Genomic DNA, 17360 nt, shown 5'->3' on the forward strand with positions numbered 1-17360 from the left:
GCAGAGAGCAGCGAGGTCTGGAATCTGTATGGGCCGACCGAGACCACGGTGTGGTCGGCGCGCCACCGCCTCGATGGCGCGAATCCGGTGCCGCTGCTCGGCAGCCCGATCGGCAACACCGCACTGTACGTGCTCGACGGCGAGCTCAACCTCGCGCCGGTCGGCGTCACCGGCGAGCTCTTCATCGGTGGTGACGGGCTCGCGCGCGGCTATTGGAAACGCGCGGCGCTGAGTGCCGAGCGCTTCATTCCGGATCCGTTCGGCGACGACGGCGCGCGGCTGTACCGGACCGGGGACCTCGCGCGCTGGCGGGCCGATGGCGTGCTCGACTATGTCGGCCGCGCCGATCATCAGGTGAAGATCCGCGGGCATCGGATCGAGCTCGGCGAGATCGAGGCGCGGCTGCAGGAGCAGCCGGGCGTGCGCGACAGCGTCGTCGTCGCGCACGAGCTCGGCGGCAGCCGTCAGTTGGTCGGTTATGTCGGCGGCGAGGCCCCGCTCGATGGCAGTGAGCTGCGCGCCGCGCTCGCAACGGCGCTGCCGGACTACATGGTGCCCTCGCGCGTCATCGTGCTGCCGAAGCTGCCGCTGACCCCGAACGGCAAGATCGACCGCAAGGCGCTGCCGCGGCCGGATGCGACGCCGCCGGGGGCGCGGCGCGTCGATCCGCGCAATCCGACCGAGGCTGCGCTCGCGACGATCTGGGCCGAGCTGCTGCACAGGCCGGCGGTCGGCGTCACCGATGATTTCTTCGAGCTCGGCGGCGACTCGCTGGTGGCCGTCCAGCTCGTCGGCCGCATCAAGCGCGATCTCGCGCGGGAGCTGCCGTTGAAGCGGCTGTTCGAACTGACCACGGTCGCGACCATGGCATCCGCGCTCGCCGCGGACCCGCCGCCGAGGCGCAGCGACGACATCGCCGCCATGTTCGATCTGCTTGAAGAAGTCGAGTTCGCCAATGAATGATCAGTCCGGACTTCAGGCCCAGCAGCTCAGCGAGATCGCGCGCCGGTTGGTGCGTCTCGACGCGCCAAAGCAGCGCGCCTTCCTGACGCAGTTGGCGGCCAAGGGCATCGATCTTTCGATTCTGCCGATCGCCCGGCAGCAGCTGCAGCGCGCGCTGTTGTCGTTCGCGCAGGCCCGCCTCTGGTTCCTGTGGCGGATGGATCCGGACGGCTCCGCCTACAACATGCCGGTCGCGATCCGGCTGCGGGGCCGTCTCGATGCCGCCGCGCTTCAACGGGCGCTCGACGAGCTGGTCATGCGCCATGCCGCGCTCCGCACCACGTTCCGGCAGGACGGCGGCGAGCCGGAGCAGATCGTGGGACCGCCGGCGCCGGTCGCGCTTCGCCGCATCGAGATTGCCGGCGATGATTGCGAGCAGCAGGCGCGCCGGCTGCTGCGTGAGGAAGCGGCGCTGCCGTTCGATCTCGAATCCGGACCGCTGCTGCGCGCGGCGCTGCTGAGGCTCGACGAGCACGACCATGTTCTCTCGGTGACGCTGCACCACATCGTCGCCGATGGCTGGTCGATGCAGGTCCTCACCGACGAGTTCTGGCAGCTCTATCGCGCAGCCGTCCGCGGCGAGACCGCCTCGCTGCCGGCGCTCGAGATCGACTACGCCGATTTCTCCGCCTGGCAGCGGCTGTGGCTCGGCGCGGTGGAGGAGGAGCGGCAGCTCCGCTACTGGACCGGCCGGCTGCACGACACGGCGATGCTGCAACTGCCGTTCGATCGGCCGCGTTCGGCCCAGACCGACCAATCCGGCGGTGCCATACGCCTGTCACTCGGCGCCGAGCTTTCCGATCGTCTGCGCGAGCTTGCGCGGCAACATCACACGACGCTGTTCGTCGTGCTGCTCGCGGCACTGAAGCTGGTGCTCTATCGCTACAGCGGCCAGGACGACATCAGCATCGGCGTTCCCCTCGCCAATCGCGATCGGCCGGAAACGCGGCGCCTGATCGGGCTGTTGGTCAACACCCAGGTGCTGCGGACGCGGATCGACAGCCTGGGGACGATCGCCGACGTCGTCGAAACGCTGCGCGCGGCTTCGCTCGAGGCCAGGGATCACCAGGACCTTCCGTTCGAACGGCTGCTCGACGTGTTGCAGCCACAGCGCAGCCTGAGCCAGACGCCGCTGTTCCAGGTGCTCTACAACCATCAGCATCGGCGCGGGCCGGCGCATGCGCCGGCTAGCTCTGAATTGCAGATCGAGACGATCGCGGCCGAGATTGAGACGGTGAAATTCGACCTCGCGCTCGACAGCGAGGAATTGCCGTCGGGGGACGTCTCGGCGCTGTTTTCCTTTGCCACCGCGTTGTTCGAGCGGTCGACCATCACGCGGCTCGCCGGCCATTGGCTGACGATCCTGCAGGAAATGGTCGCAGATCCCACGCGCCGGATCGCGGCGCTGGAGCTGTTGTCGGACCGGCAGCGCGACGACGTCAGGCAGTGGAATGCCTGCGCGCCCGCGCGCGCGGCCTTCCAGTCGGTGCACCGGATGTTCGCGCGGCACGCCAAGGACACGCCGGGCGCGACAGCCCTGGTGTTCGGAGCCGAGACGATCAGCTATCAGGCGCTCGATCGCCGCGCCAATGCCATCGCGCAGCATCTGCTGGCGCTCGGCGTTCGACCCGGCGAGCTCGTCGCGCTCTCGATGCAGCGTTCGCCCGATCTCGTCGCCGGTTTCGTTGCCGTCCTCAAGGCCGGCGCCGCCTATCTGCCGCTCGATCCCGATCATCCACCAGCGCGGCTTGCTGCAACCGTTCGCGATGCCGGCGCGCGCGTCGTGCTGGTCGATGCGGCGGGACGATCGCAATGGCCGCCGATGCCGGGCATCGCAGTCGTCGATCTCGGCGTGATCCCGGCCGAGACGACGGAGATTGATCCCGCGGTCGATGTCCATCCCGCGAGCCTCGCCTACGTGATCTATACGTCCGGCTCCACCGGTGTACCGAAGGGCGTCGCGGTCGCGCATGGACCGTTCGCGATGCATTGCGACGCCACGGCCGGTCTCTACGAGATGGACCAGCAGTCGCGCGAACTGCACTTCCTTTCTTTCACCTTCGACGGCGCGCATGAGCGGTTGTGGACCGCGCTGAGCTGCGGCGCGGCCTTGGTGATGCGCGACGCCGATCTCTGGTCGGCGGAGAAGACGCTCGAGGTGATGCGCGCGGAGCGCGTGACCAATGCCGGCTTTCCGCCGGCCTACCTGCAGCAGCTCGCCGAATTCGCGGCGTGGCGCGGCGATCCGCCGCCCGTGTCGCTGTATTCGTTCGGCGGCGAGGCGATGCCCAAATCGGGCTTCGACAAGGTCAGGCAGGCGCTGCGGCCGCGCAAGCTGATCAACGGCTACGGTCCGACGGAGACGGTGGTCACGCCGCTGGTCTGGAAGGTCGACGCCGATGCCGAGATCGACTGCGCCTATGCGCCGATCGGCCATCCGGTCGGCCGGCGCTCGGCCTATGTTCTCGACGGCGATCTGAACATCGTTCCGGTCGGCGTCATCGGCGAGCTTCATATCGGCGGCGAGGGGCTCGCGGCCGGCTATTGGAATCGGCCGGCGCTGACGGCGGAGCGCTTCATCCCCGATCCGTTCGGCGCACCCGGCGCGCGGCTGTATCGCACGGGCGATCTGGCGTGCTGGCGTGCCGACGGCGTCATCGACTATGTCGGCCGGTCCGATCATCAACTCAAGATCCGTGGCTTCCGCATCGAGCCGGGCGAGGTCGAGGCGCGGCTGACGCGGCAGACGGGCGTGCAGTCGGCGGTGGTGGTGGCACGCGAGATCGGCGGACGCCAGCAGCTGATCGGCTATGTCTGCGGCGAGGATGGCTTCGACGAGGCAACGCTGCGCGCGGCGCTGACGAAGGAGCTGCCGGACTACATGGTTCCGGCCCGCATCGTGCCGATGTCGCAGATGCCGCTCACGGCGCATGGCAAGGTCGATCGCGACGCTCTGCCGGTGCCCGAGTCATTGTGTGCCGAGACAGACTATGTCGCGCCGCAATCGGCCGTGGAATTGGAGCTGGCGGCGATCTGGGCCGAACTGCTCGGCCATTCGCGGATCGGGCTCACCGACAATTTCTTCGAGCTCGGCGGCGATTCCATCATCTCACTGCAGGTGGTCGGACGGGCGCGGCAGCGTGGCCTGTCAATCGAGCCGCGCGATCTGTTCCGGCATCAGACGCTGCAGGAGCTGGCGCGGGTCGCGCGCCGCGATCGGGCGGTCATTGTCTCCGCTGAGCCCGGCGCGCGCGACGGCGATCCGGTGCCGCTGTTGCCGATCCAGCGCCGCTTCTTTGCCGAGGACGCGGGCGAACGGCATCACTGGAACCAGGCCTTGATGCTCGTACCCTCGGCGCGGTTCGACTGGCGCGTGATGGCGCGGGCGGTCGATGCCGTGGTGGCGCATCACGATGCCCTGCGGCTGCAATTCGAGCAAAGCGACGGCACGTGGCACGCGAGATACGGCAAGATGCCGGCGAGCGCCGATCTGCTCTGGATCCGCACTGTTCAGGACGCGGCGGAGATCACCTCGGTTGCGGCGGCCGCGCAGGCGAGCCTGTCCTTGCAGGGGCCGTTGCTGCGCCTCGTCGGCATGGACGTTGCGGACGGCAGCCAGCGGCTTCTGATCGTCGTGCATCATCTCGTCGTCGATGGCGTGTCGTGGCGCGTCCTACTCGAGGACATCGCCGCGGCGTATCGACAGGCGGCGCAGGGCGCGGCCGCGATTGTTTTGCCTCCCAAGAGCCAGTCCGTGGCGTCGTGGGGCAAGAGGCTCGAAGACTACGCCGCGAGCAAGGAGCTGGCCGACCAGCTCGTCTATTGGAGACAGCGAAGCGTCGCTGACGATCTGCCGTGCGACGACGATCACGGGGAGACCGATCGCGTCGCCGACGGCGAAGACGTCGCCGTGTCGTTCGATGCCGACGTGACCGGGCAACTGCTCAAGCAGGCGCCCGCCGCCTACAGGACCCAGGTCAATGATCTGCTGCTGGCGGCGCTGGCCCGCGCGGTCAGCCGCTGGTGCGGACTCGGTGAATGCCTGGTCGAGCTCGAGGGCCATGGACGCGAGGATCTGTTCGAAGGCATCGACCTGTCGCGCACGGTCGGCTGGTTCACGACAGCATTTCCGGTTCGGCTCTCCGCTGGCGCGAGCGACGACGCCACCCTCATCAGGTCGATCAAGGAGGAATTGCGGGCCATCCCGGCGCGCGGGCTCGGCTACGGCGTGCTGCGGTATTGCGGCAGCTCCGAGCAGCGCGCCGCCCTGGCGGATGGAGCCGAGCCGCGGATCGTCTTCAACTATCTCGGCCAGTTTGGCGCCGGCTCCGACCTTGCCTTCGCGCTCGCGCCGGAAGGCGCGGGGCCGTCGCGCAGCGCCAGCGCGCCGCTCGGCCGCTGGCTCAGCATCAACGGCCAAGTGCTCGACGGCCGGCTGAAGCTGACATTCAGCTTTGGCCGCCGCCGCTATCGCCGCGCGACGATCGAGCGGCTGGCCGCGTGCTATTCCGCGGCGCTGCGCGAGCTGGTCGTGCATTGCACCGGTGACGCACACGGCCTCACGCCGTCGGACGTTCCGTTGTCGCGCCTCGGCCAGCCGGAGCTCGATTTGCTCGGCGCGACGCGTGATTGGCGCGATGTCGAGGATATCTATCCGCTGTCGCCGATGCAGCAGGGCATGCTGTTCCACACGCTGCGCGACGGCGACAGCGGCAACTATGTCAGCCAGATCGCCGTCGACGTCGAAGGCGCGGACGCGGCGCGCCTGCGCGCGGCGTGGCAGGCGGTGACGGCACGACACGCGGTGCTGCGGACCGCGTTCGTGTGGAGGGAATTATCGAGCGCGCCGCAGCAGGTCGTCCATCGGCAGGTTCCTGTTCCCTTCGTCGAGGAGGATTGGCGCGACCGTGCGGACTCGATGGATCGAGCCACGCGTGACGCGGCGCTGGCCGAGGTGGCGGCGGCCGAATGGCGCGCCGGCTTCGACCTGTCACGGCCGCCGCTGCAGCGGGTCCGTCTCATCGATCTCGGCGGCGGCGTTTGCCGCCTGATCTGGACCCATCATCACATCCTGCTCGACGGCTGGAGCGCGGCGAGGCTGATCGGGGAGATCATGCAGCATGTCGGCGGCGCGTCGCTGGGCGCACCGCGCGGCCGCTATCGCGATTACATTGCCTGGCTGCAACGACAGGATCGCGAGGCGTCGATTGCGTTCTGGTCGCGCTCGCTCTCGACGCTCGGCGAGCCGAGCCTGCTGGCCGATGCGCTTGGCGGGCCGGCCGCACCAGCCGAAGGCCATGCCTCGATCGACCTCGTCATCGATGCAGCGAAAACCGAGCGGCTGCAGCTCGTGGCACGGCGCGAGCGGGTGACCTTGAACACGCTGCTGCAGGGGGCCTGGGGCCAGCTGCTGCGGCGCTTGACCGGCCAGGATGTCGTCTGCTTCGGCGCCACGATTTCCGGCCGGCCGCCCGAGATCGCGGGTGTGGAAGAGACGGTCGGCCTGTTCATCAACACCGTGCCTGTGCTCGAGGACGCGAGACCGCAAACGCTGGTGGGCGACTGGCTGCGCAGCCTGCAGGATCGCAACGTCGACCTGCGCGAGCACGGCTGGATGCCGTTGCACGAGATCCAGCGTCTTGCCGGCCGGGCCGGCCGGCCGCTGTTCGACTCCATCTTCGTGTTCGAGAACTATCCGGTCGACGCGGCGATACGCGATCAGGCCGGCGAGGGGCCGCGCGCCAGCCGCGCCGAGCAGATCTCGATCACCAACTATGCGCTGACGGTCGCGGTGTTCGCGACCGACGCCGGCATCCGGCTCGGATTCCGTTACGATCGCAGCCGGTTCGACCGGCCGCAGATCGAGCGGATGCAGGCGGCGTTCGCCTGTCTGCTCGCGCGCATCGCCGACGACAGCAGCCGCCCGGTCGCGGAGCTGCATGGCCTCGACGCCGACGCTTTGCAACGGGTGCTCCGCTGGAGCTCGGGACGCGCCGCGCCGACGGCGAAAGACGGCTTCGTCGACGTCATGACGCAGATCGAACAGCAGGTCGCACGGTCGCCCGCGGCCGTCGCCCTGATCTCTGATCAGGAGGGGATCAGCTACGCCGAACTGAACGCGCGGGCCAACCGACTGGCGCGACAGATCAGGCAGGCCGGCGTCGCTCTTGATGCTCCCGTCGCCCTCGCATTCGAGCGTAGCGCCGATCTGGTCGTGGCCGTGCTGGCGGTGCTGAAGGCGGGGGCCGGCTACCTGCCGCTCGATCCGGATTATCCGAGCGGGCGGCTCGCCGCGATGCTGGGCGACAGCGGCGCGCGACTGGTGCTGACGCAGCCGCAGTTGCGCGATCGGCTGATGGAGATCATGGCAGGGGCGGGCGCCGAGCTGATGGCCGTCGACGACAGCCGCGCTTCGCACGGGATCGATGCCGGCAGTTCGGATCTCCGCAGTCCGATCCACGCCGAGAGCCTCGCTTACGTGATCTACACGTCCGGCTCGACCGGCACGCCGAAGGGCGTGGCCTGCACGCGTGGCGCGCTGGCGGCACGGCTGGGGTGGATGCAGCGGGAGTACGGGATCGTTCCTAGCGAAACGCTGTTGCAGAAGACGCCATTCAGCTTCGACGTCGCGGTGTGGGAAATCCTGTGGCCGCTGACGGTCGGCGCGCGGCTTGCGATCGCAGCGCCGGGCGCCCATCGCGAGCCGAAGCGGCTGATCGATGCGGTCATTGCGCATGGCGTCACGACGCTGCATTTCGTGCCCCAGATGCTCGCGCAATTCGTGGCCGAGCCCGAGGCGCGCCGATGCGTGAGCTTGAAACGCCTGTTCTCTGGCGGCGAGGCTCTGCCGGTCCAGCTGAGGGACCAAGTCTACGCGGTATTTCCAGCGATCCGGTTCGACAACCGCTATGGACCGACCGAAGCGCTCATCAATGCCAGCTTCTGGAGCTGCCGCGAGGCGAGCGGGCCACGCGTGCCGATCGGCGTGCCGATCCCGGGTACGATCCTGCGCATTCTCGATGCCGACCTCAATCCGGTCGCCGAGGGTACGACGGGCGAGCTCTATATTGGCGGCGACGGGCTGGCGCGCGGCTATCTCGGTCGCGCGGCGCTGACGGCCGAGCGCTTCATTCCAGATCCGTTCGGACCTCCCGGTGCGCGGCTGTACCGGAGCGGCGACTTGGCGCGCTGGCGCAGCGATGGCGCCATCGACTATGTCGGCCGCACTGATCATCAAGTGAAGGTTCGCGGCTTCCGCATCGAGCTCGGCGAGATCGAGGCGCGGCTGTTGCAGCAGCCATCGGTCACTGCCGCCGTCGTCATCGCCAGGGAGTTCGGAGCAGGCCGGCAACTGATCGGCTATGTCTGCGGTGACGACACGCTCGACGGCGTCGTGCTGCGCGATGTCTTGTCCGCGGCCCTGCCGGACTACATGGTGCCGGCGCGGATCGTGGTGCTCGATCGTCTGCCGCTGATGGTGAATGGCAAGGTCGATCGCCATGCGCTGCCGGCGCCGGAGGCGCCCGCATCGGCCAAGCGGATTGCGCCGCGGACGGCGGCCGAGGCTGCGCTGGCGGCCATCTGGGCCGAGCTGCTGCATCAGCCCGATGTCGGCATGACCGACAATTTCTTCGAGCTCGGCGGCGATTCCATCATCTCGCTGCAGATGGTCAGTCGCGCGCGGCGAGCCGGACTTCTGATCGAGCCGCGCGACGTCTTCAAGCATCAGACACTGGAAGCCCTGGCGCGCGACGCGCGGCAGATCGCGCGGCTGGAGACGACGGTGGAGCACGGCCTCGTCTCAGGGCCACTGCCGTTGCTGCCGATTCAACTGCGCTTCTTCGAGCAGGAGCTGGAGGCGCCGGACCACTGGAACCAGGCCTTGCTGCTGCGGCCGCAGCGGCGGCTCGACTGGGACGTGCTGCGGCGCGCGGCGGCGGCGGTCGTCACCCATCATGATGCGCTGAGGCTGCGCTTCCAACGCATCGACGGCACCTGGCGCGCCGAGCACGGGCCGGCGCCGGCCGCCCCCAGCCTGTTTCGAGCGTGCGAGCTGGCTGACGGCGAGGCGGTCACCGCGCTGGCCGCGGAGGTCCAGGCGAGCCTCTCGCTCGCGCAGGGGCGTCTGGTGCAGATGGTCGGCATCGATCTGCCCGACGGCGGGCAGCGCCTCCTGATCGTGATCCATCACCTCGTGATCGACGGCGTGTCGTGGCGTGTGCTGCTGGAGGATCTCGCGGCGGCCTACGAGCAGCTGATGCGTGGGCAGGAGGCGACGCTGCCGCCCAAGACGCACGCCTATGCCCAATGGGGTGCGGCCCTGCACGCGCACGCCGCCTCGGATGCGCTGGCTGCCGAGTTGGATCATTGGTCCGGTCTCCGGCAGGCGGCGGACGTGCCATGCGATGTCGATCATGCGGATCGGGATACGATCGCCGACGCCGACGATGTGCCGCTTGCGATCGACGCCGAGCTGACCGCGCGTCTGCTGGGCGCCGCGCACGGCGCGTACCGAACCCAGGTCAATGATCTGCTGCTGTCCGCGCTGGCGCGCGCGTTATGGCAGTGGTCGGGCCGGGAGATGATGGCGATCGAGCTCGAAGGCCACGGCCGCGAGGATCTCGGCGACGGGCTCGATCTGTCGCGAACCATCGGCTGGTTCACAACCGCCTTTCCGGTGCAATTGACGGCTGGATCGCAGCCGCCCGCCGAGCTGATCAAGGCGACCAAGGAGATGCTGCGGTCCGTCCCCAACCGGGGACTTGGCTACGGCGTGCTGCGCTACCTGGGGTCTGATGCCCAGCGTGCGGCGCTGAGGACGGGCGTGCAGCCGCGCATCGGGTTCAACTATCTCGGTCAGGTCGATGGCAGCGCGGACGAGACGGCGCTGTTCTCGATCGCGCCCGAGAGCGCAGGACCTTCGCGTGCGGCGTCGAGCCCGCTCCGCCACCATATCGCGGTCAATGCGAGAGTGCTCGACGGCCGTCTGCAGTTGTCGTTCGGCTTCAGCAGGAAGCGCTATCGACGCGAGACCGTGACCCGCTTCGCCGATTGTTTCGGAGCGGCGCTGCGTGAGCTGGTCGATCACTGCACGAGCGGTGTCCATGGCCTGACGCCGTCCGATGTGCCGCTGTCGAAGCTGAGTCAGGCCGAGCTCGATGCGCTGGCGCTGGATTGGCGCGAGGTCGAGGACATCTATCCGCTGTCGCCGATGCAGCAGGGCATGTTGTTTCACGCGCTGCACGACGACGTCACCGGGGTCTACGTCAACCAGGCCGCTGCCGAGATCCGCGGCCTCGACGCCGGTAAGCTGCATGCTGCTTGGCAGGCCGTCAGCGACCGTCATGCCGTGCTTCGCACCGGTTTCCTGTGGCGTGAATTGTCCGGACCGCCGCAGCAAATCGTTTATCGCAATGCCGACGTTGCCTTCGTCGCGGAGGATTGGCGGGAACGTGCGGCGGGACTTACTCCGTCGGCGCTGGAGGTTGAGCTCATGGCAGTTGCAGATCGCGAGCGCGCCGACGGCTTCGATCTCTCGCGGCCGCCGCTGCAGCGCGTGCGGCTGGTCCGGATCGCCGATGACCGGCACTGGTTGATCTGGACCCATCATCACATTCTGATAGACGGCTGGAGCTCGGCCCGCTTCATTGCCGAGGTGATGCAGCAAGAGGGGCAGGGGGCGCTGCAAGGACCGCCGCCGCGCTTCCGCGACTACATCGGATGGCTGCAGGCGCAGGACCACGGTGCGGCGGCCGAGTTCTGGCGAGCGGCGTTGGCCGGGCTCGACGAGCCGAGCCTGCTGTCGCAGCCTGCGGCCGGCGCTCGCGTCGGCCATGGCTCGCTCGCCATGATGGTGGACGCCGATCTCAGCGAGCGGCTGCAACGCTTCGCGACCCGCGAACGGGTCACGCTGAACACGGTGGTGCAGGCGGCATGGGCGCATTTGCTCCGTCGGTTCACCGGCCAGCCTACAGTCTGCTTCGGCGTGACGGTATCGGACCGGCCCGCCGAGCTCGCCGGCGCCGAAGAGATGGTCGGCCTCTTCATCAACACCTTGCCGGTGGTCGATACCAAGGATCCGGAGCAGCGCGTCGGCGCGTGGCTGCGGGACTTGCAGGATCGCAATCTCGGCCTGCGGGATCACGGCTGGATGCCGCTGGCCGACATCCAGCGGATCGCGGGCAGGAGCGGGCGTCCACTGTTCGACAGCATCCTCGTGTTCGAGAACTATCCGGTGGACGCGGCCTTGAAGACCCGAGATGGCCGTCTGAGCGTCAGCCGGACGAGGATCCTCGAAACCAGCAACTACCCGCTGTTCGTGAGTGTCGGTCTCGAAAGCGAGCTACGGCTGGTGTTCAATTTCCAGCAGCAACATTTCGACGACGTCCAGATCCGTCGGCTGCAGATGGCGTTCGTGCAACTGCTCGCGGCCATCGCTCGCGATGCGGAGCAGGCGGTCGGCTGCATTGCGGCCGATGATCCCGCGGATATCGCGCTGCTGGCACGGGTGAACGCGACAGCGGCCGCCGTGATATCGCCCGGTGTCGTCGCTCAATTCGAGGCGCAGGCGGGGCGCGCGCCCGATGCGATCGCGCTCGTGCACAATGAGGAGACGCTCAGCTACGCCGCGCTGAACGCGCGCTCGAACCGGCTGGGCCAAAGGCTCAGGGAGGGCGGCGTCGGTCCCGATGTGGTGGTAGGGCTGGCGCTGGAGCGCGGTGTCACGATGATGGTGGCGCTGCTCGCGGTGCTCAAGGCGGGCGGGGCCTATCTGCCGCTCGATCCGGACTACCCGGCTGAGCGTCTCGCGCACATGCTGGCCGACAGCGGCGCCAAGCTGCTGCTGACGCAGGCGGCGCTCCACGACCGGCTCGCGCCGGTGCTGGCGGACGGCCATGCCGAGGCCTGGCTGCTGGACGAGGCGGCTGGAGAAGAAGCTGTCGACGTCGGGAATCTCGACGTCGCCATCCATCCTGAGAACCTCGCTTACGTCATCTACACCTCCGGCTCGACCGGACTGCCCAAGGGCGTGATGGTGCGCCATGGCGCGGTGACGAATTTCCTGACGACCATGGCTGAGCAGCCGGGCATTGCGCGCGATGACCGCGTGCTCGGTTTGACCTCGCTGTCGTTCGACATCGCGGTGCTCGAACTCTGGTTGCCGCTGACTCATGGCGCGCAGATCGTGCTGGCGGACCGCGCCTCGGCCCATGATCCCGCGGCGTTGAAAGCGATCGTGGCCCGTCACGGCGCGACCATGATCCAAGCCACGCCGTCGAGCTGGCGCATGCTGCTCGACCATGACGACGGCGCGCATGGATGGCTGCCTCAAGGCTGCCGCCTGCTGAGCGGCGGCGAGGCGCTGGCGCCCGATCTGGCGCTCCGGCTGCTCGCGCTCGGCGGCGAGGTATGGAACCTGTTCGGGCCGACTGAAACCACGGTGTGGTCGGCACGTCATCGGCTCGATGCGCGCGATCCCGCACCCGTCCTCGGCGGCCCGATCGGCAGCACCACGCTCCACGTGCTCGACGGCGATCTCAACCGCGCCCCTGTCGGCGTGACGGGCGAGCTCTTCATCGGCGGCGAAGGCCTGGCCCGCGGCTATTGGCGCCGGGCGGCGCTCAGCGCCGAGCGCTTCGTTCCCGATCCATTCGGCGATCCCGGTGCGCGGCTGTACCGGACCGGCGATCTGGCGCGGTGGCGGGCCGATGGATTGCTCGACTATGTCGGCCGTGCCGACCATCAGGTGAAGATCCGCGGCCACCGCATCGAGCTCGGCGAGATCGAGGCGCGGCTGCGCACGCAGCCCGGCGTCCGCGACAGCGTCGTGGTGGCGCAAGAGCTCGGCGGCGGGCGGCAGCTCGTCGGCTATGTCAGCGGCGACGATGGGCTCGACGGAGCTGAGCTGCGCGCGACGCTCGCGTCGGCGCTGCCGGACTACATGGTGCCGTCGCGCGTCATGGTGCTGCCGCTTCTGCCGCTGACGCCGAACGGCAAGATCGATCGCAAGGCCTTGCCATTGCCCGACACCCGGCCCGCACAGGGACAGCGCATCTCGCCACGTAGTCCCGCCGAGGCCACGCTCGCCGCGATCTGGGCCGAACTGCTCCACCAGCCGGACGTCGGCGTCGCCGACAATTTCTTCGAGCTCGGCGGCGACTCGATCATCTCGCTGCAGATGGTCGGTCGCGCCCGCCGGGCTGGTCTCGTGCTGGAGCCGAGAGACGTGTTCCGGCTGCAGACGGTCGAGCTGCTCGCGCCGGCCTGCCGAGCGGCGCGGAAAGATCAGCCCGTGATTGCCCTCGCGCGCGGCGCATTGTCCGGGCTGACCAGCGACGAGCTCGCTCGGCTCGGGGTCGACTGGGACCGCATCGAGGACGTCTACCCGCTCTCGCCGATGCAGCAGGGCATGCTGTTCCACAGCCTGCGCGATGCCGGCAGCGGTGTCTACGTCAACCAGATCAGCGTCGAGATCCGCGGGCTGGACGTCGAGCGGCTGCGCAGCGCGTGGCAAGAGGTCTCTGACTCTCATCCGATGCTGCGCACGGGTTTTCTCTGGCGCGAGCTGTCCGGTGCACCGCTGCAGGCCGTCCATCGTGCCGCGAACGCGCCGTTCGTGATGGAGGACTGGCGCGGGCAGGTCGTCGATGAAGCGCGGCTGTCGTCGGCCCTGGCCGCGGAGCGTAACGTCGAGTTCGATCTCGCGGTGCCGCCGCTGCAGCGTGTCCGGCTGCTGCAGCTCGACCACGAGCGCCATCGCCTGATCTGGACCTACCATCACATCCTGATGGATGGCTGGAGCTCGGCCCGCTTCATCGGCGAAATCCTGCAGCGCTATTCCGGGCGGGCGCTCACGGCTCGTTCAGCGCATTATCGCGACTATGTTGCCTGGCTGCTGGCCCAGGACGCGCAGGCCGCCGAGCGCTTCTGGCGCGGACAGCTCACGGCCTTCGACCAGCCGACGCAACTGGCCGATGCCTTCGGAGCACGGCGCCACGATGGGCACGGGCACCAGCGCTGCTACACGCGGCTCGACGAAGATGCGACCGCGGCCTTGAAGGCGTTTGCGCGGCGCGAGCGCATCACCCTGAACACGCTCATCCAGGGCGTCTGGGCGCTGCTGCTGCAACGCTACACCGGCCAGCAGACCGTCACCTTCGGTGTCACCGTCGCCGGCCGTCCGGCTGGTCTCGACGGGGCCGAGCAGATGATCGGCCTGTTCATCAATACGCTGCCGGTGATCGAGACGCCGTCGCCGGCCACCACGATCGGCGACTGGCTGCGTGCCATGCAGGACCGTAACGCGGCGATGCGCAATTTCGAGCAGACGCCGCTCTACGACATCCAGAGCTGGGCCGGCCGTGCTGGCGAGAGCATGTTCGACAGTATCATCGTGTTCGAGAACTATCCCGTCGACCGGGGCCTGCTGCAGGGCGACGGCTCGCTTCAATTCGGCGAGCTGCGCAATGTCGACGTCACCAACTATCCGATGGACCTGTCCATCATGGTCGAGGATTCGCTGCAGGTCGAGTTCACCTATATGCCGAGCCACTTCACGCCGGATCAGGCGGAGCAGGTGAGGGCGCAATTCGAACATCTGCTCGCGGCTATCATGCGAAGTCCGGAAGCCGCGCTCGGCGCGATCGATGCGGCCACCGCTCAGGATGTGCAGCGCGCAGTCGCCTGCAATGGTCGGGCTGCGTCTTCCGCGACGCGTCCGCTAGTGCACGAGATGATCAGCGGTCATGCCCAGCGCGACCCGGAACGTGTCGCCCTCACGATCGGCGGCAGGAACGTGTCCTACGGTGAGCTCGATCGTCGTGCCAACCGGCTCGCGCTCCGCCTCGTCGGCGCCGGGCTCCAGCCAGACCAGCGCGTCGGCGTCGTCGTCGCGCGCAATGAAGCGACGATGGCCGCGCTGCTCGCCGTGCTGAAGGCCGGCGGAGCCTATGTGCCGCTCGATCCCGAGCTGCCGCCGGACCGCATCGCCCATCTGATGCGCGATTCCGGGATGAGCATGCTGCTGTCCGGCGTGCATGAGATCGCCGCCACCGAAGGTGTCCAGGCCGTCGATCTGGCCTCGTTCGATTTCGACAGCGGTCCGCACCATGCGCCGGATCCGGGCCTGCATCCGGAGAATCTGGCTTATGTAATCTACACGTCCGGCTCGACCGGGCGGCCGAAAGGCGTCGCGGTCGCGCATGGACCGCTGGCGATGCATTGCCGGGCGACCGCTGCGCTCTACGAGCTCGACGAGCACGCAACCGAGCTGCATTTCCTGTCGCTGGCCTTCGACGGCGCGCATGAACGGTGGCTCACGGTGCTGTCGCAGGGCGCACGGCTGGTCATGCGCGATGCGGAGCTGTGGACGCCGGAGCAGACGGTCGCCGAGCTTCATGCGCAGCGCGTGACGCATATCGGTCTGCCGCCGGCCTACCTGCAGCAGGTCGCCGAATGGGTGGAGCAGACCGGAAATCCGCCGCCGGTGCGGTTGTATTCGTTCGGTGGCGAGGCCATGCCGAAGGCCGGCTTCGACAAGGTGAGGCGGGCGCTGAAGCCGCGGATCCTGATCAACGGCTATGGTCCGACCGAGACCGTCGTGACACCGCTGGTGTGGAAGGTCGATGGCAACACGGCATGCGACAAGGCCTATGCGCCGATCGGCATTCCCGTCGGCCGCCGCATCGCCTACATCCTCGATGGCGCGCTGAATCTCGTTCCGGCAGGCGCAGCCGGCGAGCTCTATGTCGGCGGCTTCGGGCTCGCGCGCGGCTACCTCGCCAAGCCAGGCATGACGGCGGAACGCTTCGTGCCGGATCCATTTTCGACGGAGGAGGGCGCACGTCTCTATCGCACCGGCGACCTGGCCCGATGGGATGCGAGCGGCACGATCGAGTATCTCGGGCGCAGCGACGATCAGGTCAAGGTCAGCGGCTTCCGGATCGAGCTTGGCGAAATCCAATCGGCTCTGCTGAGCGACCCCGCAGTCGCACAGGCTGCCGTGCTCGCGGTGGCGGGTGCGGGAGGAAGTCAGCTCGTGGCCTATGTGGCGCCACGGGCGCCGGGTGACGCCGCCGCTGCAGCGGCCGAGCGCCTGTCGGCGGCGCTGACGGCCACGCTGCGCCGGACATTGCCGGCCTACATGGTTCCGGCCCGCATCATCGTGCTCGAGCGCCTGCCCACGCTGTCGAGCGGCAAGGTCGATCGCAAGGCGTTGCCCGCGCCTGGTATCGCAGCCGGGCGCGCGTTCATCGCCCCGGAAAGTCCGCCAGAGGTCGCGATGGCGAAGCTGTGGGCGGAGGTTCTCGGCGTCGCGCAAGTGGGCGTCACCGACAACTTCTTCGAGCTCGGCGGCAACTCGATTCTCAGCCTCAAGGTGATCGCGCGGCTTCGCCGCGAACCGGTCCTCGATGGCGAGATCAAGCTGCGGGATCTCTTGCAGAAGCCGACCATTCGCGCCTTGCTCGGCTCGCCCGCAGCATCATCCACGCGGCCGTCGGCGCTGCTGCCCCTGAGTTCGCCGGTCGATGGCGCGGCGCCCGTGTTCTGCCTTCACGGCGGCTTCGGCACCGTGTTCGACTATGCGCCACTGGCGCGTCGTCTGGAGGGAGAACGGCAACTGATCGGTCTGCAGTGCCGGACGCTGATCGAGCCGTCCTTCACCGATCGCTCGCTGGCGGCGATGGCCGTGGACTATGCCGATGAGATCGTACAGACGCAGAGCGAGGGGCCCTATCATCTGATCGGCTGGTCGCTCGGCGGGCTGCTCGCGGGCCTCGTTGCCGCCGAATTGGAACGGCGCGGCGCGCGGGTCGAGCGTCTGGCGCTGATAGACAGCTTCGTTCCGCATGGCGGCCAGCAGCCGTCGCTGCATTGGACTGACGACTTGCTCGCGCTGCTCTCGGTCACGGCGCCGGGCGTGCAATTGTCAGCGATCGCGTCGCAGGTGGCGGTGATCCGTTCCGCCGATGCGCCGGCGACGGACGAGGTGATCCGGGGCCTCGTCACCAATGCGATCGGCATGGCGCCGCTGCAGCCGCGCGACGGCCTTCTCGGCGTCGACGACATCGTCGCGGCCTTCAGAGTCGGACGCCATCTCGCGCAACTGGCGCAAACGGCCGAATGGCCGGCTGATCTCGCTGTTGCGCCCGGCTGCTGGTGGACCTCGGGCCGGCTTCGACAGCGAGATCGGCTCGTGGCGCGGCTGCCGCAGGCGGCAGACCTCGGCGTGGTCGGCGACGATCACTTCGGGATCCTGAGCAACGAATCCTTCCTGACGGCGCTGGGCGCGTGGCTGGAGCCGGACGAGGCGGCGCAGACATCGCCGGCGCTGCAGTCCGAACCGGCTGAATGAGGTG

Annotated in this window: 2 protein-coding genes (1 of these 2 running past the window's edge); both read left to right on the plus strand. The window is 68.5% G+C overall.

Annotated elements, in window-relative coordinates; translation table 11 throughout:
• Positions 1-963, plus strand: the final stretch of a protein-coding gene (locus QW845_RS18220; RefSeq protein WP_315802942.1) for a non-ribosomal peptide synthetase. It extends 5616 nt beyond the left edge of the window; the window shows 963 of its 6579 coding nt (coding positions 5617-6579); its start codon lies beyond the left edge, outside the window; the stop codon is at positions 961-963.
• Complete coding sequence (locus QW845_RS18225; protein ID WP_315802943.1) at positions 956-17356, plus strand: non-ribosomal peptide synthase/polyketide synthase; 16401 nt, start codon at positions 956-958, stop codon at positions 17354-17356. Before QW845_RS18220 ends, QW845_RS18225 begins: the two co-directional genes overlap by 8 nt.
• Positions 17357-17360 lie beyond the last annotated feature (4 nt).

The sequence above is a fragment of the Bradyrhizobium sp. SZCCHNS3002 genome (genome assembly GCF_032377435.1).
In the GTDB taxonomy this organism is placed as follows: domain Bacteria; phylum Pseudomonadota; class Alphaproteobacteria; order Rhizobiales; family Xanthobacteraceae; genus Bradyrhizobium.

Bases quoted from the DNA above. Each gene is read 5' to 3' on its own strand.
- QW845_RS18225 (WP_315802943.1), top strand. From the start codon at position 956: ATGAATGATCAGTCCGGACTTCAGGCCCAGCAGCTCAGCGAGATCGCG.